Consider the following 21,128-nt stretch of genomic DNA (forward strand, 5'->3'; position numbering starts at 1 on the left):
GGTTCCCTGGTGAATAAAGATAATCTATCTGTTTTTATTATTTCTTCAATTAATAATTTCTCACGGTAGACATGTAACTCGTAGGAGATTTGATTAGCGAGCATTTCAGTAATCATTTTGAAATTTTCACTATCATCATATTTACGATAGGAGGTTCTATACTTAATGTACCTGCGCTGCTTGTCAATTTGGCAAAGCAGGATGCCTGGATTTCCTATATAATATCTACTCTCGTCAGTTGTCCGATTCCTTGAAAATGACCCGGATAAAATGATTTCTTTCTATTGAAAAAGCCTTGGTATTTATAGGCTTTTTTTTAGATTGAATCATAATCTAGCTTTTTCTCCGATATGGTCCCTCATTTTTTCCATGTTCTTGAAATCGTAAAAACAAAATTCGACAAGGATTTCATGGCTGGTGTAAGATGAATGAAAAAGCCAGAAATGGGGTGAATGCTTTGGTTGATTTATTACCGTCGCTGTTTGAAAAAGTGGGGATCATCGTGATTGCTGCCTTCCTGCTTTCTTATATGAAACCCTTTCGGCAAATGATAGGCCATGAACATGAAATGTCGAAGAAAATCATGTTTATCGCACTTTTTGGAACATTCGGCATCATAAGTAACTATACAGGGATCGAAATCGGAAACCATGCCATGCCGGAGGGTGATTGGCATGCTGAGATTGATCCCGATAACGCGATTGCCAACACAAGAATTATGGGAGTGGCTATCGGCGGTCTGCTGGGAGGACCTTTTGTTGGGTTGGGAGTAGGTTTGATTGCGGGGCTTCACCGTTATTTTCTCGGAGGCTTTACGGCGGGGGCTTGTGCGATCGCTGCGATTTTGGCTGGGGTTTTATCGGGTCTTTTGGGAAAAAGTCGGCGAAAGCACGGGATGATCACCCCTTGGTTTGCCCTGCCCATTTGCATGGCATTGGAAGCGATTCAAATGGGCATCATCCTGGTGACGGCCAAACCCTTTGAAAGGGCGTGGGAGCTCGTACAAGTAATCGGGATTCCCATGATCATCATCAATGGATTCGGGACTTTACTTTTCATGCTCATCATTCAGTCGATCACAAGGGACGAAGACCGGACTCGGGCCGTACAAACCAATCTTGCGTTCCTGATTGCGGATCAGACTTTGCCCTTTTTCCGGCAAGGCCTGAATCAAACTTCATGCAAGAGAATAGCCCAAATCATCTTGGGGCTGACTGAAGCCGACGCCGTGGCCATTACCAATGAACATAGCGTGCTTGCCCATGTTGGAGCCGCGTCAGATCACCATGTCCCTAAGGTGGGGATAGCGACAGGCTTAACGAAACAAGCCCTTGAACAAGGGGAAATCATCGTGGCCAAAACAAAAAAGGACATTTATTGCTTTCATGATCAATGTCCATTGCAAGCGGCCGTAGTCCTGCCGTTGCAGGTCCAACAGAAAACGGTCGGGACTTTGAAGATGTATTTCAAGCATCCGGATAAATTAAGCCAAGTGGAACAAGAGTTAGCTGAAGGATTGGCCAAACTATTCTCCACTCAATTGGAACTCGCTAAAGCGGAAATGCAAACGAAATTATTGAAAGATGCTGAAATTAAGGCCTTGCAGGCACAGGTCCATCCTCATTTTTTATTCAATGCAATCAATACAATATCCGTTCTATGCCGGACGGATGTCGAGAAGGCAAGAAGTTTATTGCAGGAGCTCAGTGCCTTCTTTCGCTCTAATTTACAAGGGGCCCGACAAATACTGGTGCCGCTAGAAAAGGAATTAGAGCATGTTAACGCATACTTATCTCTGGAGCAGGCACGTTTTCCAGATAAATATCATATCGATTATCGCATTGAGCCAAGGCTTAAGGAAGTTCTCATCCCTCCATTCACATTGCAGCCACTTGTTGAGAATGCGGTACACCATGCATTTCCATATGTGAAAAACAAAGGTCAAATCATCATCCGCGCATACTTTAAAGACGATGCGATGCACATTGCTGTCGAGGATGACGGAAAAGGGATTCCGGGCGGGAGAATAGATGAATTGGGCAAGAATGCTGTAGAATCGGCTAAGGGAACAGGAACGGCCCTTCATAATATCAGTGAACGGCTGGAAGGGATCTATAAAGGTCAGGCCAGCCTCTCGATCGAAAGTGAAGCGGGACACGGAACCAAAGTGAACATATCAATACCACTCAACGAGAAAGGAGTATGGCAACGATGATGAAAGCATTTATCGTAGAGGATGAACCACTGGCTAGAGATGAATTGAAATATCTATTGAAGAGAAGCAGGCAAGTTGAAGTCGTGGGTGAGGCCGAGGGGATAGAAGATGCCATGAGGGATATCTCCCGCCTTAAACCTGAACTTGTCTTTTTGGACATTGAGCTAGCAGATGGCAATGGTTTGCAGTTGGCTAAGCAGTTGGCGGAACTTGACCCCGCACCTTCGCTCATTTTTGCGACCGCTTATGATGAATTTGCCCTCCAAGCCTTCGAGTTATATGCATTTGATTATTTATTAAAGCCCTTTAATGAAAAAAGGATACGTCAAACATTGGATAAGCTCATGAAGCAGCGTCAAATCGGGAAAGACGAATCCGGAACAGCAGCTCCCGCCAGCCGAATGGCGGTGGAACAGACAGGTAAATTGGCTGTAGAAATAGATGATCGGATCGTTTTGATCGACCGGGATCATATTTTTTTCATAGGTCTCGTGGAAGGAAAGACGGTCATTAAAACCGGGAAAAATGAATATAAAATCGGCGACCCTCTCATCGTGCTTGAAAAGAAGCTCGATAAGCGCTCATTTTTACGGGTGCATCGCAGTTTTATCGTGAATGTCATCCATATATCCGAAATACAGCCTTGGTTCAACTCGACTTACAATCTCATAATGAGTGACGGATCAAACATCCCGGTAAGCCGGACGTATGTGAAGGAGCTAAAGCAGCTGATCGGTTTTTAAAAATTTTCATAATTCTGCATTTTAGCTTCATCATAATGCAGTCCATCCCTCGATATCTGCATTATAACTTGAAAACCCATTGAATTCGCTTTCATTGTGATATCATTTTTTTACGATGTAAGTAATAGAGGGGGTTCAAATATGAATGCGGTTACAATTGTCATAGGCTCCATTTGTATATTAATGATTGCCTACCGTTTATACGGGACATTCATAGCACTCAAAGTATTAAAACTTGATGATTCCAAGCCGACACCGGCCCATAAATTAGAAGATGGAAAAGATTATGTTCCAACAAATAAATGGGTGGCATTCGGCCACCATTTTGCAGCCATTGCAGCGGCTGGTCCTTTGGTGGGACCCATCCTTGCTGCACAATTCGGGTATTTGCCAAGTTTATTATGGCTACTGATCGGGGCTGTAATCGGCGGAGCCGTCCATGATGCCGTCGTTCTTTTCGCGTCGATGCGTAAAGACGGCAAATCCCTTTCGGAAGTTGCGAAAGAAGAACTTGGACCTGTAGCAGGCTTCTGTACAGGACTCGCGATGCTTTTTATCATCACGATCACGATGGCAGGACTTTCAATGGTCGTTCTGCATGCTCTGGAAAACAATCCATGGGGGACGTTCGCTGTCGGGATCACCATTCCGATCGCCATGGGTGTAGGGCTTTACCATAAAAAAACCGGCAACCTGAAAGGGGCGACCATCGTCGGGTTCGGGCTCATCATGGCCGCAATTTTACTCGGGCCGAACATTCAAGGAACGGCACTTGGCGACTTATTGACACTTGAGGCGAGCACACTTGCCATCATTTTGCCGATCTATGCTTTCTTCGCTGCCGCCTTGCCTGTTTGGCTGCTGCTGGCCCCTCGTGATTACCTGAGTACATTTATGAAAATCGGTGTATTTGCCGCATTGATTATCGGCGTTTTCGTAGTGAATCCAGAAATCCAGTTTCCTGCGTTTACCGAATTCATTAATGGCGGGGGCCCGATTGTAGCCGGTCCTGTTTGGCCATTCATTTCAATCACCATCGCCTGTGGCGCGATTTCAGGATTCCATGCATTTGTCGGATCCGGTACAACTCCAAAAATGTTAAACCGTTGGAGTGATATCAAATCCGTTGGTTTCGGAGCGATGCTAGTGGAATGTGTCGTTGCCATCATGGCATTGATTGCTGCGGTTTCACTGCAGCCAGGAGATTATTTTGCGATTAACTCCACACCTGAAGTATTTCAAACATTAGGTATGGAAACCGTACACCTTGACGAACTCAGTGAAGAAATCGGCATTAATCTGGAGGGACGGACAGGCGGGGCAGTTACACTTGCTGTCGGCATGACCTATATTTTCACCGAAATACCCTTCTTTGACAAACTGGCTTCGTTTTTCTTCCAATTCGTCATCATGTTCGAGGCGGTGTTCATATTAACCGCAATCGATTCAGGGACACGTGTTGCCCGTTACTTAATCCAGGACTTCTTCGGGGAGTTCTATAAACCATTAAAACGAGTCGACTGGCTGCCGGGGAACATATTCGCCAGCGCATTAGCCTGCTTTATTTGGGGATACCTGCTTTACTCTGGGGATATCGGTTCAATCTGGGCACTCTTTGGCGTATCCAACCAGCTCATGGCTTCGATTGGACTAATAATCGGTGCGACCGTCGTACTGAAAATCGCAGACAAACGCTGGTATATCTGGACATGCCTCGTACCCCTTGCCTACTTATATGTAACAGTCAATGTAGCAGGGTACTGGATGGTGAAAAACGTATACCTGAACCCTGACTCTGCAGGATTCAGCATCTTGAACGGAATATTATCGATCACCATGTTAATCCTCGGCTTGATCATCCTGGTTGCCGCCTTGAAAAAATGGCGGGAGCTTTGGAAAATCCCTCAAGCAGAACTATTGAAAAGATCAGCATGAGCATACAGAAAATCCGGGCGGAAACTGCCCGGATTTTTGTACGTTATGACGCCCGCTTTTAAAATTAAGACACCTAACCTGAAAAAGGAAAGTATCAATAACCCCAACTTTGTTAATGATAGCAAATGAGGAGGTGTGATAAGATGGCAAAAGATGTTCTATGTGAAGTGAATAATTGTAAATATTGGGATTCTGGAAACAAATGCAGTGCAGATGCTATTTATGTTGTCAGCCATAAAGGGAACCAAGCATCAAATAGCAAAGAAACGGATTGCAAAACATTTGATCCAGAAATTTAAAACATCAGGGGTAACCATCAACTGGTTACCCTCTTTCATTTTATTATTGATAATAAAAATCATTTTCATTCAAGAATATAGAAATTCATTTTATTTTTCTTCATGAAAAGGATATTTGGGTGACAATATCGTGAGTTTGAGCGATAAAATCAAAAGTTTGATCGACCGATATAATCGTGAATTCGCCGTTTACTCGTGAGTTTGAGCAGTTTACTCGTGAATTCGCACTATTTACTCGTGAATTTAGGCAGTTTACTCGTGAATTTGAGCAGTTTACTCGTGAATTCGCCGTTTACTCGTGAATTTAGGCAGTTTACTCGTGAGTTTAGGCAGTTTACTCGTGAATTCGCAGTTTACTCGTGAATTCGCAGTTTACTCGTGAATTCGCAGTTTACTCGTGAATTCGCAGTTTACTCGTGAATTCGCAGTTTACTCGTGAATTCGCAGTTTACTCGTGAGTTTGAGCAGTTTACCCGTGAATTCGCACTATTTACTCGTGAGTTTAGGCAGTTTACTCGTGAGTTTAGGCAGTTTACTCGTGAATTTGAGCAGTTTACTCGTGAATTTGAGCAGTTTACTCGTGAGTTTGGGCATTTTACTCGTGAATTTGCACTATTTACTCGTGAGTTTGATCGATTACTTTTGAAAGGGTCAGCCCGTCACCGATTGGGATCAGCATGGATTCCAGTTGAGGATGTTTGGCCACGGTTTCATTGAATGCCTTCATAAAGGCAGTGTGACGTTTAGGTTCAGCATCCGGATCTGCGACACTGCCACTTGCAAGTACGTTATCCATGACGATTAAAGCGCCTGGTTCTGCGAGTTTAATGCAATATTGCAGGTAATTTTCATAATTGTCCTTGTCAGCATCTATAAAGAAGAAATCAAATTTCTTGTTATCATGAGCGAGTTTTTCAAGGCTTTGCAGGGCTTCTCCGGTCATATAGGATACTTGATCGCCAAAGCCAGCTTTGGATAGATTGCGATAAGCTAATTTTGCGTATTCCTCCTGTAATTCAAGAGAGGTTAATTTACCTTTGCTGCCGAAACCCCTGGCAAGGCAGATCCCGCTATAGCCTCCAAGAGCGCCTATTTCCAACACATTTTTAGCTCCTGAAATCGATATGAGCATGGTAAGAAGTTTCCCAGATGAGGGAGATACCGATATGGACGGCATACCGTTTTCTTGTATGGACGCAATGACTTCTTCCAAGAGATCATCTTTAGTATAAAATAATGAATCGATATAACTGTTAATTTGTTTCATTCATTTCCATTCCTTTCTCATTGGAAGTTTCCTTTTCTTCACTGCCCTTTTCGGCTGCTTCTTCATTTTCTTGTATTTCGAATAATTGAATGAATTCGTTGATTAACATATCAATCGCTTTTAATTCACCGACTAAGATTTTATGTAGTCGTTAGTTTAGCATAGATGATAAAGAACAGTGTTAATTCGGCTATTATCACAATATTCGGTACACCGACAAACAAATTAAAAATAAAAAAGACGGCTAAAATCCCTAAAAATAACCCTAAATGATATATTTGCAACCGCTGGTGCTTATGTCTATATTGGTGGAAAACAAACGTTGCTGATATGAAATAGAGCAATACGGAACCAAAAACAAAATAGAGGATAAATGAATAATGGACCTCATGTAAAAACAATAACCTGATGGCTGCTGCAATCATGCTTATAGACATTAAAATAAACAGATGACCGTAAATGATGATTTGGCCGGAAGATTGTACAGACTTGTCGACTTTCTTGTCCATATTATCGAAATATTGCCACCACATGGCTATTATCAGCGCAAATGAAATGATGGAAAAGGCTATCGAATCCCAATTTCCTTGTTTAGGTTGAATGACCGCAAGCGTGCTTACAAGAGCCTCCCCAAAGAGAATGATGGTGAATAGGCCAAAGCGCTCCAACAGGTGGGCCGTATTTGTAGGAACCTTTTCCAAGCACTTTCTTCCAAGGATCGGGACAATGATATCGACCAGGATGCCCAAATACAACACAGCATACCTAAGCCAAGAATCAAAAAGGACGGACAATATTGAAATGGCGATTCCAATCCAAAAATACCTTCCCAAAAAGAGTGCTGCCTTTTTTCGAAATCCCTCTTCTATCCGCTGTACAACGAGATATTGGATAGCAGTAACGGCTCTTAAACCAATATAACCAATTAAAAAAGAAAGGTAATAAGGATCAAAATCTGCAGATAAGCTTGATGTCATGATCAGGACAAAAAACATTTGCAATATCAAAAATAGCCGTTGATGAAATACATCCTTTCCAAACCGGTTAATAAATATGGTTTGCCCTACCCAAGCCCACCAGATAGGAATAAAAATCAGCACGAACTTTAATAAATACTCTGGGTGGATATATCCATCTTCAACATGCAGTAAAACATGAGTTGCGCCCGCAACGGCAGCCACAAATAACAAATCATAAAAGAGCTCTAACCATGTAACTTTCTTTTCATCCATTTCTGTACTCCTCCCAACGCCTTATAGGTTATAGTATGTTGGAAACATTCAGAAAATGGAAGGGGTCCAATATAACTTTGGGATAAGATATGAAGTTCTTTTTTTCCAATATTAAGTTAAGCCAAATTTAGTACATACAAGCGTGTAATTAGGAATAACGTCACTTTTTTACTTTTGGTATATGGTGGTACCGCATGAGATAAACAGGGAGGGAAGTAGATGACCAGAACCATCGGCCTTATTTGCGGCAGTTTACGGGAAAATTCTTATAATCGAATCATTGCTCAATCATTGATAGATATGGTTGATTCGTATCAATTTCGCTGGATCGAAATTAATGATCTTCCGTTGTTTAACGAAGACCTAGAAATTAGTGGGGTTCCAGAAACAGTGACATCATTTAAATCCGCCATCCAGGACGTCGACGGTATCATTATCGTAAGTCCTGAGTACAATTCTGGAATGCCAGACGTATTAAAAAATGCATTGGTCTGGGGATCAAGATCTCGTGAGTCCGCCGTTCTTACCAAAAAACCAGTTGGCCTTGGAAGACAGTCGGCGGAAAGGGAGCGGATTTCTGAAATCAATCTACTTCTTTTTGGGTTTTGTAAAATATGAACGTTGATATCCCTTTCATTTTGATTAGATGAAGCTAAGTTTAGCCCTTTAAAACGCCTCATTCCACCCCCTCAACTTTCATCCCCGAATCCCCTTTATACCTTGTCCTCATGACCTCACTTGCCTCCAAACTGCATATGTACAAACCTTCCAAATATAGCCTGTATTGAAAACTGATTACATGTGGTATTGTGCACAAATATTTAAAGAGTATATTATTGTGCAGTACCCATGACAACATTCGGACTGAGAAACGCTACATTTTTAATAAAAAGTGAGATATCGTAAAAGCAGGGAGAGGGATTGAGAATGTTTTTAGATGAAAGAAGCGCCAATTTACTAAAACTATTACAGCATTCGCCCATTTCAAAAATGAAAGAACTTGAAGCCCAAACAGGTCTGACGAGAAGGCAGATTCAATATGGATTGAGCAAAGCGAATGACTGGCTCCAATTTCACGGATATCAACCGATTCAATATAATCGTGAAATGGGCTACTCCTTTTCTGAAACAATCAGGGATGAAGAATTGAATGTAAAACTGACAAAACGCAATTATATATTTTCAGAGACAGATAGGGAAAAGGTTTTTTACCTCATGATCCTGTTAAGCCAAGAAGAATTGTCCGTCTATCATTTCCAGACGATCACCGGGGTTTCGCGAAATACGGTGCTGAAGGATTTAAAAAGACTTAAAGATAAAAACAGGGACATATCGCTCAAGATCCAGTATTCCAAACAAGATGGCTACGTGGTGATTGGGGACAGCCGAACAAAGAGATATATCATTGAACGTCTCGTGCATGATGTACTGAACAGTCCCAATAGTGAATGGATCATGGAGTGCATATGGGGAAATCATGAAAAGCAAATCAGCTCGATCCGGTTGCAGCTTGAAAGGGCCGAACGTAAATTGGGCATCACCTTTACGGATGAACGGCTTCATGAACTGAGCTATTTATTTCTATGTACAGATCAGCTCATAGGAAAAGGGGAAGAGTTACAGGCCGACCAGAGCTGGACGCCGTTTGTTGCGACGGAAGAATACAAACTGGTCGAGGAGATGACCGGGACGGATGCATTTCAATCAGTATGGAGCGAAACGGAAAACTTATACGCAGCCTTACATTTATTGAGCATGAATCGAACGAAGGATATTTCCCCTCTAAAAGATGATGAAGTCATTCAACACCTATTGCAGGAAATCGTGGAAGAGTTCGAGAGGCTGGCATTTGTTCACCTGAAAGACAAAGAGCAGCTATGCCAGCAATTATACGTTCATTTTAAACCGGCATATTATCGCCTGCGGTATGGTCTCCCGCAAATGAATCCGATGACGGGACGGGTGCAGAAAGTATATCCCGAACTGCATCATTTGACAAAAAAATCCCTGTGGGTGTTGGAGAAAGAGGTTGGCTGTCCAGTATCGGAAGAAGAAGTGGCCTATTTCACGATTTATTTTGGCGGATGGCTGCGCAGGCAAGGCACAACATTGGATGATCGAAAACGGGCGATTGTCGTATGCCCGAATGGTATCGGCATCAGCAATATCCTCATTTATACATTGAGGGAGTTATTTCCTGATATTTTGTTCCTGGATGTTTTGTCCGTTAGAAATGCGGCTGAATACCCGCTGTCGTACGATCTTGTTTTCTCGACGGTGCATATGAGAACAAAAGCGGCATTATTCGTTGTACCGCCGATTTTGGAAATGCAGGACAAACATACATTGCGCCAGCAGGTCATGCAGAAATTGTATGGATATACGACGGAAAGTGTGGATGTTGCAGCTTTATTAAAGATCATTTCCAAGTATGCAACCATCCATGAACAGGATCAGCTTGAAAAGGCTTTGAAGTCGAATGTGTATACCCATACACCAAAAATAACCCAATTTTCTTTAAAGGAGGCAGAGAAGCCCGTGTTAGAAGAACTGCTCAATATGCAAACGATCCAATTACAGCAGCAAGTTTCCGATTGGAGAGAAGCCATTCAAGTCGCGGCCAAGCCTCTCGTGGACTTAGGTACCGTCGAAGAACGATATGTGGATGCCATGATCGAGGCCATAGAAACGAATGGACCATATGTAGTGATAACGCCTGGAGTGGCGATTCCCCATGCACGCCCGGAGCAGGGGGTCAGGTCTTTATCCATGAGTTTGCTGAAATTGGATGAAGCCGTGGACTTTGCTCCGGATAAACCGGTTCGCCTGATTATCATTTTGGCGGCCGTAGATAACGATTCGCATCTGCGGGCATTGATCCAGCTCACTCAATTATTGAATGATCCAGCCAATATAGAAGAAATAGTAAGCACTTCAGATAAATCGGTCCTTATGGAGTACGTTCATAAATATTCGAAGGAGGAAGCGGAATGAAAATCATGGTAGTATGCGGAAACGGATTGGGAAGCAGCTTCATCATGGAGATGAATGTGAAGAAAGCATTGATGGAAATGGGGAAGACGGCCGAGGTGGATCATACGGATCTGGCATCTGCAAAAACGGTTCAAGCTGACATTTTCCTGGGGGCAGCGGATATTGTCGGCCAGCTGGATGATGGAACCCGGACGATCGTCACACTGGAGAACATGATGAGCATCCCTGAAATCAAATCTAAATTGGAAATGCATGTAGGATAAAAAAAGGAGAGATTGATATGAAGAAAATCATGGTAGTATGCGGAAATGGATTGGGAAGCAGCTTCATCATGGAGATGAATGTGAAGAAAGCATTGACGGAAATGGGGAAGACAGCCGAGGTGGACCATACGGATCTGGCATCCGCAAAAACGGTTCAGGCTGATATTTTCCTGGGAGCGGCGGATATTGTCGGTCAGCTGGATGATGGAACCCGGACGATCGTCACACTGGAAAACATGATGAGCATTCCTGAAATCACATCGAAATTAACTTCACATCTATAAGAAGAAAACATAAAGAAGAGGGGGAGAGGCAATGCTGGAACTTATCATGAATGACATCTTGGGTACACCATCCATACTTGTGGGGCTGTTTGCCCTCATTGGACTGCTGTTACAGCAGAAATCCAGTGCGGATGTCGTATCCGGAACGCTAAAAACCGTCATGGGCTTCATTATCATCGGAGCGGGAGCGGCAGTGCTCATTGGCGCCCTTGATATATTCAGTAAAATGTTCGATCATGCATTCAACGTACAAGGCGTCATACCGAATAACGAAGCCATTGTCGCAGCCGCCCAAAGTGATTTTGGGACTTCGACTGCACTTATCATGGTATTTGGGATGGTTGTCAATGTTTTGCTTGCTCGTTTCACGCCATTTAAATATATATTTTTAACGGGACACCATACCTTATTCATGGCTTGCTTACTTGCAGTCACCCTATCCGTCGGCGGGCTCAGCGGATTTCCGCTTATCTTGGTCGGCTCCATTCTATTAGGAGTATGCATGGTGTTGTTCCCAGCCCTCCTTCAGCCATACGTACGGAAAATTACCGGCAGCGATGATTTTGCTATCGGCCATTTCGGGACAATCGGATATTTCGTATCCGCGACTGTGGGAAAATGGTTTGGAAATAAGGAAAAAACGACAGAGCAAATCAAGGTTCCCAAGTCTTTAGGATTCCTGAGGGACACATCGGTCGCTGTATCGCTTACAATGACGATGTTCTTCGTGATCGTCGCATTGTTTGCCGGGCAGAACTATATTGAAACGGAATTATCCGGCGGTTCGAACTTCATCGTATTCTCTTTCATCCAGGCGATAACATTTGCTGCGGGAGTCTACATCATCCTTGCAGGGGTACGGATGTTAATTGCTGAAATCGTCCCTGCATTCAAAGGGATTGCCGATAAAGTGGCGCCGAATACAAAACCTGCATTGGACTGTCCGACCATTTTTCCATTCGCTCCAAATGCAGTGATCATCGGGTTTCTATTCAGTTTCCTGGCTGGACTACTATCCATGTTCCTCCTTCCGGCACTTGGATTGAAAGTAATCGTTCCTGGGCTCGTACCGCATTTCTTCACCGGAGCTGCAGCAGGTGTTTTCGGAAATGCCACGGGAGGCAGACGCGGAGCGATGCTTGGATCGTTTGCAAACGGACTAATCATCAGTTTCCTGCCGGCAATACTCCTGGTCTTCTTGGGGGATGTAGGGTTTGAAGGCACCACATTTGGTGATTCGGACTTCGGTGTGGTAGGTCTCTTGATCCTAAGTGTCATGAAACTTTTAGGATTATCCTAAACTGTTATACTGATAAGGTACAGAAGTAAAAATATATGAATGAAACCAACAGCCTAAGATCTTATAGATAATGGGCTGTTGGCATTTTCATCATCATTCTGATTTTTGAGGTGATTGGCATGGCCAACAAAGCAATTGTGCTCGATTTGGATGGCACGACATTGAACGAAAGAAATACTGTGAATGAGACGCTGGAACAATACATAGGCGAACTTAGGGAAAGCGGTAAGCTGATTTTCATTGCAACAGGAAGAACGCTGGAAGAGGTGAGGGACGTTTTGCCGGCCGGCATGGAGGCCGACGGAATGGTGACCGCCAATGGAATGTCCGTATTCATCGGAAAGGAACAGATTGTCGAGCACGCCCTGTCGACGGAACTTGTCGAAGAATTGGTCGCCAAAGCAGGAGCGGAAGAGATTTTTTACGAAGTTCATCCGAACGAAGGAACACGGATGGCATTACTTAAAGATAAAGACTATATGGTTAAACAAGGTTTGATACCAAAACCTGAGACGGTCGATGAAAATGAATGGCTATCAAGACAGGATGCAGTCGAAGACAAAATAAGATGGTCAGAACAACTGGATATAAAGAGCGTCGCCAAAATCTACTTTTTCAGCAATGAAATGAATACGATTCGAAAATGGAAAGCGGAGTTGGGGAAAATCAAGCAGTACAATGCCTTTACCACAGCTTCCTCCACCCATCATAATGTAGAAGTGACGGTGGAAGGCATCACAAAAGCAACAGGCGTTCAACTGCTGCTGAAACATTTTCAGCTAGCACCCGAAGATATCCTGGCAGTAGGCGATGGCGAAAATGACCTCCCGCTATTTAAACTCGCCGGACATTGCGTTGCCATGAAAAACGCAACTGACCTTGTCAAAGAACAAGCCGATGAAGTGACGGAGTATTCATATCGAGAAGATGGACTGTATCGCTTTTTAAAGGGAATGTTTCACTAAAATATTCTGGAAGGCAAAAGAAGATCCAATCTTGCTTATGAAATTTGAACGTGGATTGGAACGTAGGGCGCTCGCTTTCCGCAGGAGTCTCGTACCCTCCGTTCCAATCAACTGGATTGTCTTTTAAGTCTGGTCTCATCCCGAACCATGATTTTAAAACAAAACTAGATTATCCCTAATGGTTTTTTTTGTTTTATGGAACCCTCAAAGGATTGAAGAAATTTGCGACACTCCTGCCGAATAACTGGCTAGCCGAGACCCCACAGACGCTTGCTTTGATGCGGCTTGCAGACAGTCGGCGGAAAGGGAGCGGATTTCTGAAATCAACGCCGAACGTTTTTAGGTCCAGTCTTAATCGGCATCTTGATTGAAGTGTTTTCAAGATCCACAGGTTACCTGATCATGGGGGCATTATCAATTGCTTCAACCATTCTTATCAAATACCTCCATAAAACGCTCAAAAAAAGAAGCTTCCAATGAAGAATTTCCTCTTGAAGAGATGCTGATTAATAGAAAATGATTTTTGAAACAGGAAAGAGCAGACCCTTAACGGGTTTGCTCTTTTTTAGTTTGAGTCGGATCATTTATAAAACAACTATCTGTCATTTAAGCTGAGCGTCAAATTAATATTTGGTTTTGTACACAAAAAATGTTTTACCTGAAAGTAATAATTGGAGCGGGTTTGTGAGACTCCTGCGGGAAAAGCGTGTCTAAGGGAGACCCCGCAGGCGCAAGCCGAGGAGGCTCGCGGACCGCCCGCGGAAAGCGAGTGCCCTCCGTTCCAATCGACGTTCGAGGTTTTATAAACCCTCATAAAAACTGAAGCAAACTTGATTTTCGTCGAAGTCCACAATCTGCAATATTAGTTCATTATTTTGTTAACTGGTAAACCACGGTAGTTTAAGACTATGATGGCATGTTTACTTCACGTTATCAATAAAATGCATGCAGATTGTCTTAATGGCCATAATGATTTTTATTCACAAAATTTCATTAATATTGACGGTATCAATCTATGACTTTATCATAACAGCAGGATAATGATAATCATTTTCAATTATGATTAACTCGTGAAGAAGGTATAGATGACGGGAAGGGTGCAAAATATGAGGGAATTTAGAAAAGTAAGAACGTTTGGGGGAGGAGCCTTCATCCTGTTGCTTGCTATTATGGTGATGTTATCAGGATGTAATAATTCTCAAAAAACAACAGAGGCAGAGAAGACTTCTGCCAAAACAAGTAATCAAGAAATAAGGACGATTAAGCATGAAATGGGAGAAACGGAAATGAAAGATACTCCGAAAAAAATAGTTACGCTTGAGCTGTCTTTCGTTGATTCTTTAAATGCTCTAGGGATAAAACCTATCGGGATTTCGGATGACAACAAAAAAGAGATGATTACAAAACTTGTAGGGCAAGAGATGGATTATACTTCTGTAGGAACACGCGAGCAGCCTAATTTAGAGGTGATCAGTTCTTTACAGCCCGATTTAATCATTGCGGATGCTGAGCGGCATAAAGGGATTTATAAAGATTTACAGCAGATTGCTCCTACCATCGTTTTAAAAAGTCGGGAATCTACTTATCAAGAAAATCTGGATTCATTTAAAACGATTGCAAAGGCAGTAAATCAGGAAGATGCTGCAGCAAAAAGATTGAGCGAGCATGAAAAAACGATTAAGGAACTTAAATCAAAGCTTACTGTAGATTCAAATATGACGGTTTTACCAGCAGTTGTACGAGATACTTCATTCCAAGCCCATACTTCATCTTCTTATGATGGAGAATTGCTTGAGCGCATGGGATTGAAAAATGCCATTCAGCAGGAACTGCCACATGCCGAGATGAATCTGGAGCAGCTTGTCGAAATCGATCCGGATGTGCTGCTTTTAGCGAACAATGAGGGTAAGTTACTTACTGATGAGTGGAAAGACAATCCTCTTTGGAAAGAATTGAAGGCTGTAAAAAACGGACAAGTGTATAGTGTTGATCGAGACTTATGGACGAGATACCGCGGTGTTGTATCCGCAGAGGCCATTGCTAAAGACACTTTAAAAATGCTTGGAGAAGAATAGACGAACAAAAGCGAAGTAAGAGATCCCATTCTTACTTCGCTTTCCATTAGGTTTAAATTTTGTCAGGAAGTGTGTTGTATAGAAAATGGAAACTGTAGGTAGAAGTAAAATGAAAGTATTATGTACGGCTATAGCTGGGGCCGTTTTGTTAATTTTAGGCATCCTGACGAGTATTTCTGTGGGAGCGTCCGATATTGATGCATCAATGGTTTTGAAGTCCTTTTTTGAGGCCGACTCGTCCAAGGAACAGACTATTATAAGGACTCTTCGATTGCCACGGGCTTTAGTTGGAGCGTTGGTCGGTGCTAATTTAGCGGTAGCGGGTGCTCTCATGCAGGCCATTACCCGGAATTCATTAGCTTCTCCACAAGTATTTGGTGTTAATGCCGGTGCCTCATTTTTTATTGTGTCAGCTTTTGTTTTCTTTCCTAACCTTTCTTCCGTGTCTCTAGTTTGCGTTGCATTCATTGGTGCAGCAATGGGAGGGATGGCAGTCTATTCTTTTGCTTCGGGAGGAGGAATGACCCAAGTGAAGCTGGCATTGGCTGGAATGGCTGTTCACTTTTTTTTATCTTCTTTAACGCAAGGCATGATCATCTTTAATGAACAAGCGAAAGATGTGCTCTATTGGTTAGTCGGGTCAATTAATGGGAAAACATGGGCGCACGTGAACATGATCCTTCCTTGGTCTCTTTTCGGACTGCTTGTTGCTGCCATGTTCTCTCGATCTGTTTCCATCCTTGTCTTAGGAGAAAATATGGCGCAGGGACTTGGGCAGCGGGTGTACCGAATCCGTATTTTAGCAGGAATATTGGTGATCATTTTGGCAGGATCTTCGGTTGCCGTCGCAGGCCCAGTGGGATTTGTGGGATTGATCATTCCTCATATCGTCAGGAGACTGGTGGGCGGGGATTATCGAAGGATCATCCCTTTTTCTGCATTATTCGGCGCTTTACTCTTAGTGTACGCAGATATTCTCGCACGTTTCATCGCTTATCCTTTTGAGTCGCCGGTAGGCATCGTAACCGCTATGATCGGTGCGCCATTCTTCCTTTATTTAGCGAAGAGAGGGAGGAATATTAAGCAATGAAACTAAAACGGACATTTGGGTTGAAATCAACTTTGCCCCCTTATTCCATTATCCTATTGCTGACGGTTACCGTGCTGATTTTAGCAATGGTGAGCCTGGGCTTAGGGGCCATTTATATTTCACCTTTAGAAATTCTCCAAAATTTCCTTGGAAATGGCATGCAAAGCCAGACATTCATTCTGCACAACTATCGCATACCGCGCATTCTGATTGCCGTGATAGTGGGGGCCGGATTGGCAACGGCCGGAGCCATTCTGCAAGGAGTCCTTCGAAATCCGCTGGCTTCTCCAGATGTGATTGGGGTAACAAAAGGGGCCGGATTGGCAGCAGTTATCGTCATTGTTTTATTTCCGCAATCGCCCATTATCATACTGCCTCTTTCAGCTTTTATCGGAGCGGCGGTCATGGCGGCCATTTTGATGATATTTGTTTATAAAAAAGGAGCTCAACCAAATACGATAGCTTTGGTCGGAATCGCTTTAGGGGCCATATGTCAAGCTGGCATAGAGTATTTCATGGTCAAGTTCCCGGATGATGTAAACACGACACTGCTGTGGTTGACTGGCAGTCTATGGGGAAGAGGATGGGATCAAGTATTCATTTTGCTTCCATGTCTTGTGCTTGTACCGGTATTGATTGCATTAACTTCAAAAATGGATGTACTGAGCCTTGGAGACGATATAGCCACAGGTCTCGGTGAAAGGTCAAAATTACTGCGTTATATATTGTTAAGCGTTTCTGTCATATTGATCGGAGTCTGTGTAGCTGCGGTTGGTTCGATCGGTTTCATTGGTTTGATCGCCCCCCATATTGCAAGGAGGGTGGTAGGGTCAAAATTCAAGGTTTTACTTCCCGCTTCAGCTCTTTTTGGTTCGATCTTTCTACTTGTTGCCGATAGCCTGGGAAGAGGATTATTCCCTCCAATAGAAATCCCGGCCGGAATTATCACTGCGGTGATTGGTGTACCATATTTTTTATATCTATTGCGCCGTGAAAGAAAAATAACATAAGGAAGGCTGAATATCATGACAACATTATCAGCAGAGCATCTTTCGCTCTCTTATGGGGCAACTCAAATCATTGATAATATCGATTTGGAAATTCCTGAAGGTAAGATCAGTATAATCATTGGTTCCAATGGTTGTGGCAAATCTACGATTCTGCGGTCTCTAGCTAGATTATTGATGCCGCAGCAAGGCACGATCTATCTAGATGGAAAGGACATTCAACAGCAATCTTCCAAAGAAGTGGCCAAGAAATTGGCCATCCTACCCCAAGCTCCGGAAGCTCCGGAAGATATAACCGTTAAAGAACTATGCTATTATGGCAGGCACCCGCACAAAGGCTTATTTTCCAGACAAACCCCAGAAGATCATAGGATTGTCGAACGTGCCTTATCAGCAACAAAAATGACGGAGTTCGCTGATCGGACATTGGATGCATTATCTGGAGGACAAAGGCAAAGAGCATGGATTTCGATGGCCTTGGTACAAGAAACCGACCTTTTACTATTAGATGAACCGACAACCTATCTGGATTTAGCGCACCAAATTGAAATATTGGAATTACTGCGCGATTTTAACGAAACGTATGGACGCACGATTGTCATGGTTCTGCATGATTTGAATCAAGCGGCACAGTATGCCGATCATCTGATTAGCATCAAGCAGGGGAAAATCTATAAAGAGGGACCGCCTGAAACAGTATTCACAAAAGAGATGATCAAGGACGTTTTCAGACTGGAATGCTGCATTATTGAAAACCCTGTTGATCAAACGCCTCTATGCATTCCCATTGGTTTATCTCAGGATTAGAAAACTAGTGCCGGTCGTACCGAAATGATTAAGTCAACATATTCATTGTTGGCTTTTTTTCTTATTTACGAATGTTGGTTAGGAGTTGCCAAGATATTTCAGATCAAGAGGTTAAATGTTAAAATGGAAAGACTTATATATTAAAGGAGACTACTATTTTGGAAGCCAAATGTATTACATTCTATGAGTTTGGAGATCCGCAAAAGGTTTTAAAGGTTGAAAATAAATGTATTCAAAGACCTTTCGAGGGGGAAGTCCTCGTTCGGATGATCACACGTCCCATTAATCCGTCTGACTTGCTGCCCATTCGCGGTGCCTATTCCCACAGAATCCCCTTGCCTTCCATACCTGGTTATGAAGGGGTCGGCATTGTTGAAGAAGTGGGTCCAGCAGTTTCGAAAGAGCTGATAGGCAAGCGTGTTCTGCCCTTGCGCGGTGAAGGGACCTGGCAGGATTTTGTTAAAACATCAGCGGAGCTGGCCATCGTCATTCCGGATTCGATTGAAGACCATATAGCAGCGCAGTTATATATAAACCCGGTAACCGCATGGCTAATCTGTACAGAAGTATTAACTTTGAAACCGGATGATGCATTACTCGTAAATGCTTGCGGATCTTCCATTGGCCGTATACTCGCCCAGTTATCCAAGATTCTTGGATTTAAGCTGATTGCTGTAACGAGAAACGATAAGTATACGGAAGAACTGCTTAAACTTGGTGCTTCATATGTGATCGATACATCCCGAGCATCATTGCAGGATACAGTGATGGAACTGACGAATGGGCGCGGTGCGAAAGCGGCCATAGATTCAGTGGGCGGCATCGATGGTTCAGAACTGGCCTTTTGCGTACGGCCTAATGGCATCTTATTGACGATTGGCCTTTTATCAGGACAGTCTGTGAATTGGGCGGAAATTTCACGAAGGACAAAAGTGGATGTTAAAATGTTTCATCTTCGGCATTGGAATCAGCAGGCTTCCGTTCGAACTTGGCAGGAAACATTTAACCTTTTGATGGGGTTCATTGCTGATGAAAAGTTGAAGTTCATGATGCCCGATTCCCACTACAGCCTTCAAAATGTTCAAGAAGCGATTATTGTCACGAGCAATAAAGGGAAGATATTTTTAAGCAGCTGATTTCACAAAGGATAACCACTTAATTGAAGCATCTATCTTGCTGCTCTTCCAATAGGTTCCTAAGGTAAAGTGAAATGGCCCCTGATAATATGGAATTACTTGATTACCTGTAAGGTGCTAGTTTAGAATGCGGAATAGGACATGTTGATACTGATACGACTTTGGAGGAAATACTTATGAAAACAATATATGTGAATGCTACATTTTTTACGATGGACAAGGAAAACCAAATCATTGAAAACGGCATGATGATTGTACAAGATCATACCATATCTTACATCGGCCAGCATGATGAACAGCAATTGGCAGATGCAGATCATGTGGTCAACCTTGGCGGGAAATGGATCATGCCAGGCCTTGTGAATGCCCATTCGCATATTGTAATGACCCTTTTACGCGGTATCGGGGACGATATGCTGCTGAAGCCATGGCTTGAAACGAAAATATGGCCGATCGAAAGCCAGTTTACAACGGAAATTGCCTCTGTAAGCTCACAGCTAGGCATTATGGAAATGATGAAATCAGGAACAACGACATTTTCGGATATGTTCAATCCTAATGGAATAGATGCGGGTGCTGTCATGGAGACGATAGGCGAAACAGGAATGCGCGGAGCCTTTTCCTATACGATTTTCAGCTTGGGTACCGAAAAAGACCAAAAAGCGAACCTCATGGGTGCTGAGCAGTTTTCAAAAAACTATAAAGCATTTGCAGATGGCCGCCTGACTACCATGGTCGCACCGCATAGCCCATATGCCTGCACGCCTGAAGCGATCATGGAAAGTGCACGAATTGCAAAAGAGAATGATTTGATGGTGCACATCCACGTATCGGAAACGGACTTTGAAATCCTCGACATCGAAAAACGTTACGGATCCCGACCTGTCGAGCACCTCCGCCGTCTAGGCCTGTTCGATCAGCCCACCGTCATGGCACATGGTGTAGTCCTTAATGATGAAGAACGGGCGATCTTAAAACAGCATGATGTTCGCGTTGCCCATAATCCAATCAGTAACCTGAAGCTCGGATCTGGGATAGCAGATGTCGTCAGCCTTCTTGATGCAGGCATTAAAGTGGGAGTGGCAACAGATGGCGTCGCCTCCAATAACAACTTCGATATGTTCGAAGAAATGAGGACAGCCGCATTACTGCAAAAAGGATTGTATAAGGATGCCACAAAATTCCCTGCCCAAACAGCACTCGCCATGGCCACAAGAATGGGCGCCGAAGCGATAGGCATGGGTCATACAGGATCACTGGAAGCTGGTAAAAAAGCGGATTTCATCACCATTTACCCATATAACAAAGAACACCTGCAGCCACTGAGTGAAGCCTATTCGCACCTGCTCTATGCAGCGCGCGGAAATGACGTATGTGATGTATACATTGATGGAAAAGTGGTAGTGAAAGATGGCCGCTGCTTAACGATCGATGAAGAAAAAGTAATCGCCGAAACCAATCGTCTGCAAGGAACCCTATCACGATAACACTGATGGGAAAACAACCGGATGCACAG

At 43.3% G+C, this 21,128-nt stretch carries 18 protein-coding genes and 1 pseudogene; 16 read left to right on the top strand and 3 right to left on the bottom strand.

Features of this window, described 5'->3' with window-relative positions; all coding sequences use genetic code 11:
• Positions 1–457 precede the first annotated feature (457 nt).
• From A6755_RS06395 to A6755_RS25685, 4 genes are all read left to right on the top strand, one after another.
• Positions 458–2,215 carry a sensor histidine kinase gene (locus A6755_RS06395; RefSeq protein ID WP_063592463.1) on the top strand — a complete coding sequence of 586 codons (1,758 nt, stop codon included), beginning with the start codon at positions 458–460 and terminating at the stop codon, positions 2,213–2,215.
• Positions 2,212–2,958, top strand: coding sequence for a LytR/AlgR family response regulator transcription factor (locus A6755_RS06400; protein WP_063590143.1), 747 nt, complete (start codon positions 2,212–2,214; stop codon positions 2,956–2,958). The genes A6755_RS06395 and A6755_RS06400 overlap by 4 nt, the downstream gene beginning before the upstream one ends.
• A 141-nt stretch (positions 2,959–3,099) precedes the next feature.
• Positions 3,100–4,893: a carbon starvation protein CstA gene (gene cstA, locus A6755_RS06405; protein WP_063575196.1), complete on the top strand. Its 1,794-nt coding sequence runs from the start codon at positions 3,100–3,102 to the stop codon at positions 4,891–4,893.
• 143 nt (positions 4,894–5,036) lie between these two features.
• Positions 5,037–5,192, top strand: a complete 156-nt coding sequence (locus tag A6755_RS25685; protein WP_065310844.1) for a DUF1540 domain-containing protein — start codon at positions 5,037–5,039, stop codon at positions 5,190–5,192.
• 616 nt (positions 5,193–5,808) lie between these two features.
• Here the strand turns inward: A6755_RS25685 and A6755_RS06410 are convergent.
• The 3 genes from A6755_RS06410 to A6755_RS06415 are packed head-to-tail and all read right to left on the bottom strand — an operon-like array spanning position 5,809 to position 7,691.
• Positions 5,809–6,459: an O-methyltransferase gene (locus A6755_RS06410; RefSeq protein WP_063590144.1), complete on the bottom strand. Its 651-nt coding sequence runs from the start codon at positions 6,457–6,459 to the stop codon at positions 5,809–5,811.
• Complete coding sequence (locus A6755_RS27895; RefSeq protein WP_264639418.1) at positions 6,446–6,568, bottom strand: hypothetical protein; 123 nt, start codon at positions 6,566–6,568, stop codon at positions 6,446–6,448. The genes A6755_RS06410 and A6755_RS27895 overlap by 14 nt, the downstream gene beginning before the upstream one ends.
• Before the next feature lie 31 nt (positions 6,569–6,599).
• Entirely contained in the window at positions 6,600–7,691 is a 1,092-nt protein-coding gene (locus tag A6755_RS06415; protein ID WP_034304190.1) for a low temperature requirement protein A, read from the bottom strand.
• A 219-nt stretch (positions 7,692–7,910) separates the two neighbouring features.
• On the opposite strand from A6755_RS06415, the pseudogene A6755_RS06420 reads away from it, so the two are divergent.
• The 12 genes and pseudogenes from A6755_RS06420 to A6755_RS06475 all read left to right on the top strand — a co-directional run.
• Positions 7,911–8,237 (top strand): annotated as a pseudogene (locus A6755_RS06420) (NADPH-dependent FMN reductase); the annotation flags it as partial.
• Between the two features lie 381 nt (positions 8,238–8,618).
• Positions 8,619–10,685, top strand: a complete 2,067-nt coding sequence (locus A6755_RS06425) for a BglG family transcription antiterminator (RefSeq protein ID WP_063590145.1) — start codon at positions 8,619–8,621, stop codon at positions 10,683–10,685.
• A complete protein-coding gene (locus A6755_RS06430) occupies positions 10,682–10,948 on the top strand; it encodes a PTS sugar transporter subunit IIB (RefSeq protein ID WP_063590146.1) in 267 nt (88 codons plus the stop codon). Before A6755_RS06425 ends, A6755_RS06430 begins: the two co-directional genes overlap by 4 nt.
• 17 nt (positions 10,949–10,965) lie before the next feature.
• Positions 10,966–11,232 carry a PTS sugar transporter subunit IIB gene (locus A6755_RS06435; protein WP_053536259.1) on the top strand — a complete coding sequence of 89 codons (267 nt, stop codon included), beginning with the start codon at positions 10,966–10,968 and terminating at the stop codon, positions 11,230–11,232.
• Positions 11,233–11,263: 31 nt separating this feature from the next.
• The gene (gene ulaA, locus A6755_RS06440; RefSeq protein ID WP_063590147.1) at positions 11,264–12,532 is read left to right on the top strand and encodes a PTS ascorbate transporter subunit IIC; all 1,269 of its coding nucleotides are present in this window, start codon (positions 11,264–11,266) and stop codon (positions 12,530–12,532) included.
• Between the two features lie 119 nt (positions 12,533–12,651).
• Positions 12,652–13,497 carry an HAD family hydrolase gene (locus tag A6755_RS06445; protein ID WP_063590148.1) on the top strand — a complete coding sequence of 282 codons (846 nt, stop codon included), beginning with the start codon at positions 12,652–12,654 and terminating at the stop codon, positions 13,495–13,497.
• Positions 13,498–14,603: 1,106 nt separating this feature from the next.
• Positions 14,604–15,572 carry an ABC transporter substrate-binding protein gene (locus A6755_RS06450; protein ID WP_063592464.1) on the top strand — a complete coding sequence of 323 codons (969 nt, stop codon included), beginning with the start codon at positions 14,604–14,606 and terminating at the stop codon, positions 15,570–15,572.
• A gap of 109 nt (positions 15,573–15,681) precedes the next feature.
• Entirely contained in the window at positions 15,682–16,662 is a 981-nt protein-coding gene (locus tag A6755_RS06455; protein ID WP_244889640.1) for a FecCD family ABC transporter permease, read from the top strand.
• Positions 16,659–17,672 (top strand): FecCD family ABC transporter permease, encoded by a 1,014-nt coding sequence (locus tag A6755_RS06460; protein ID WP_063590150.1) that lies wholly within the window; start codon positions 16,659–16,661, stop codon positions 17,670–17,672. The genes A6755_RS06455 and A6755_RS06460 overlap by 4 nt, the downstream gene beginning before the upstream one ends.
• A gap of 15 nt (positions 17,673–17,687) precedes the next feature.
• Complete coding sequence (locus A6755_RS06465) at positions 17,688–18,476, top strand: ABC transporter ATP-binding protein (RefSeq protein WP_063590151.1); 789 nt, start codon at positions 17,688–17,690, stop codon at positions 18,474–18,476.
• Between the two features lie 158 nt (positions 18,477–18,634).
• On the top strand, positions 18,635–19,612 hold the full coding sequence (locus A6755_RS06470) for a zinc-dependent alcohol dehydrogenase family protein (RefSeq protein WP_063590152.1): 978 nt from the start codon (positions 18,635–18,637) through the stop codon (positions 19,610–19,612).
• A 176-nt stretch (positions 19,613–19,788) separates the two neighbouring features.
• The gene (locus tag A6755_RS06475; RefSeq protein WP_063590153.1) at positions 19,789–21,099 is read left to right on the top strand and encodes an amidohydrolase family protein; all 1,311 of its coding nucleotides are present in this window, start codon (positions 19,789–19,791) and stop codon (positions 21,097–21,099) included.
• Positions 21,100–21,128: the final 29 nt, after the last annotated feature.

The sequence above is a fragment of the Peribacillus frigoritolerans genome, from assembly GCF_001636405.1.
GTDB classification, from domain to species: domain Bacteria; phylum Bacillota; class Bacilli; order Bacillales; family DSM-1321; genus Peribacillus; species Peribacillus frigoritolerans.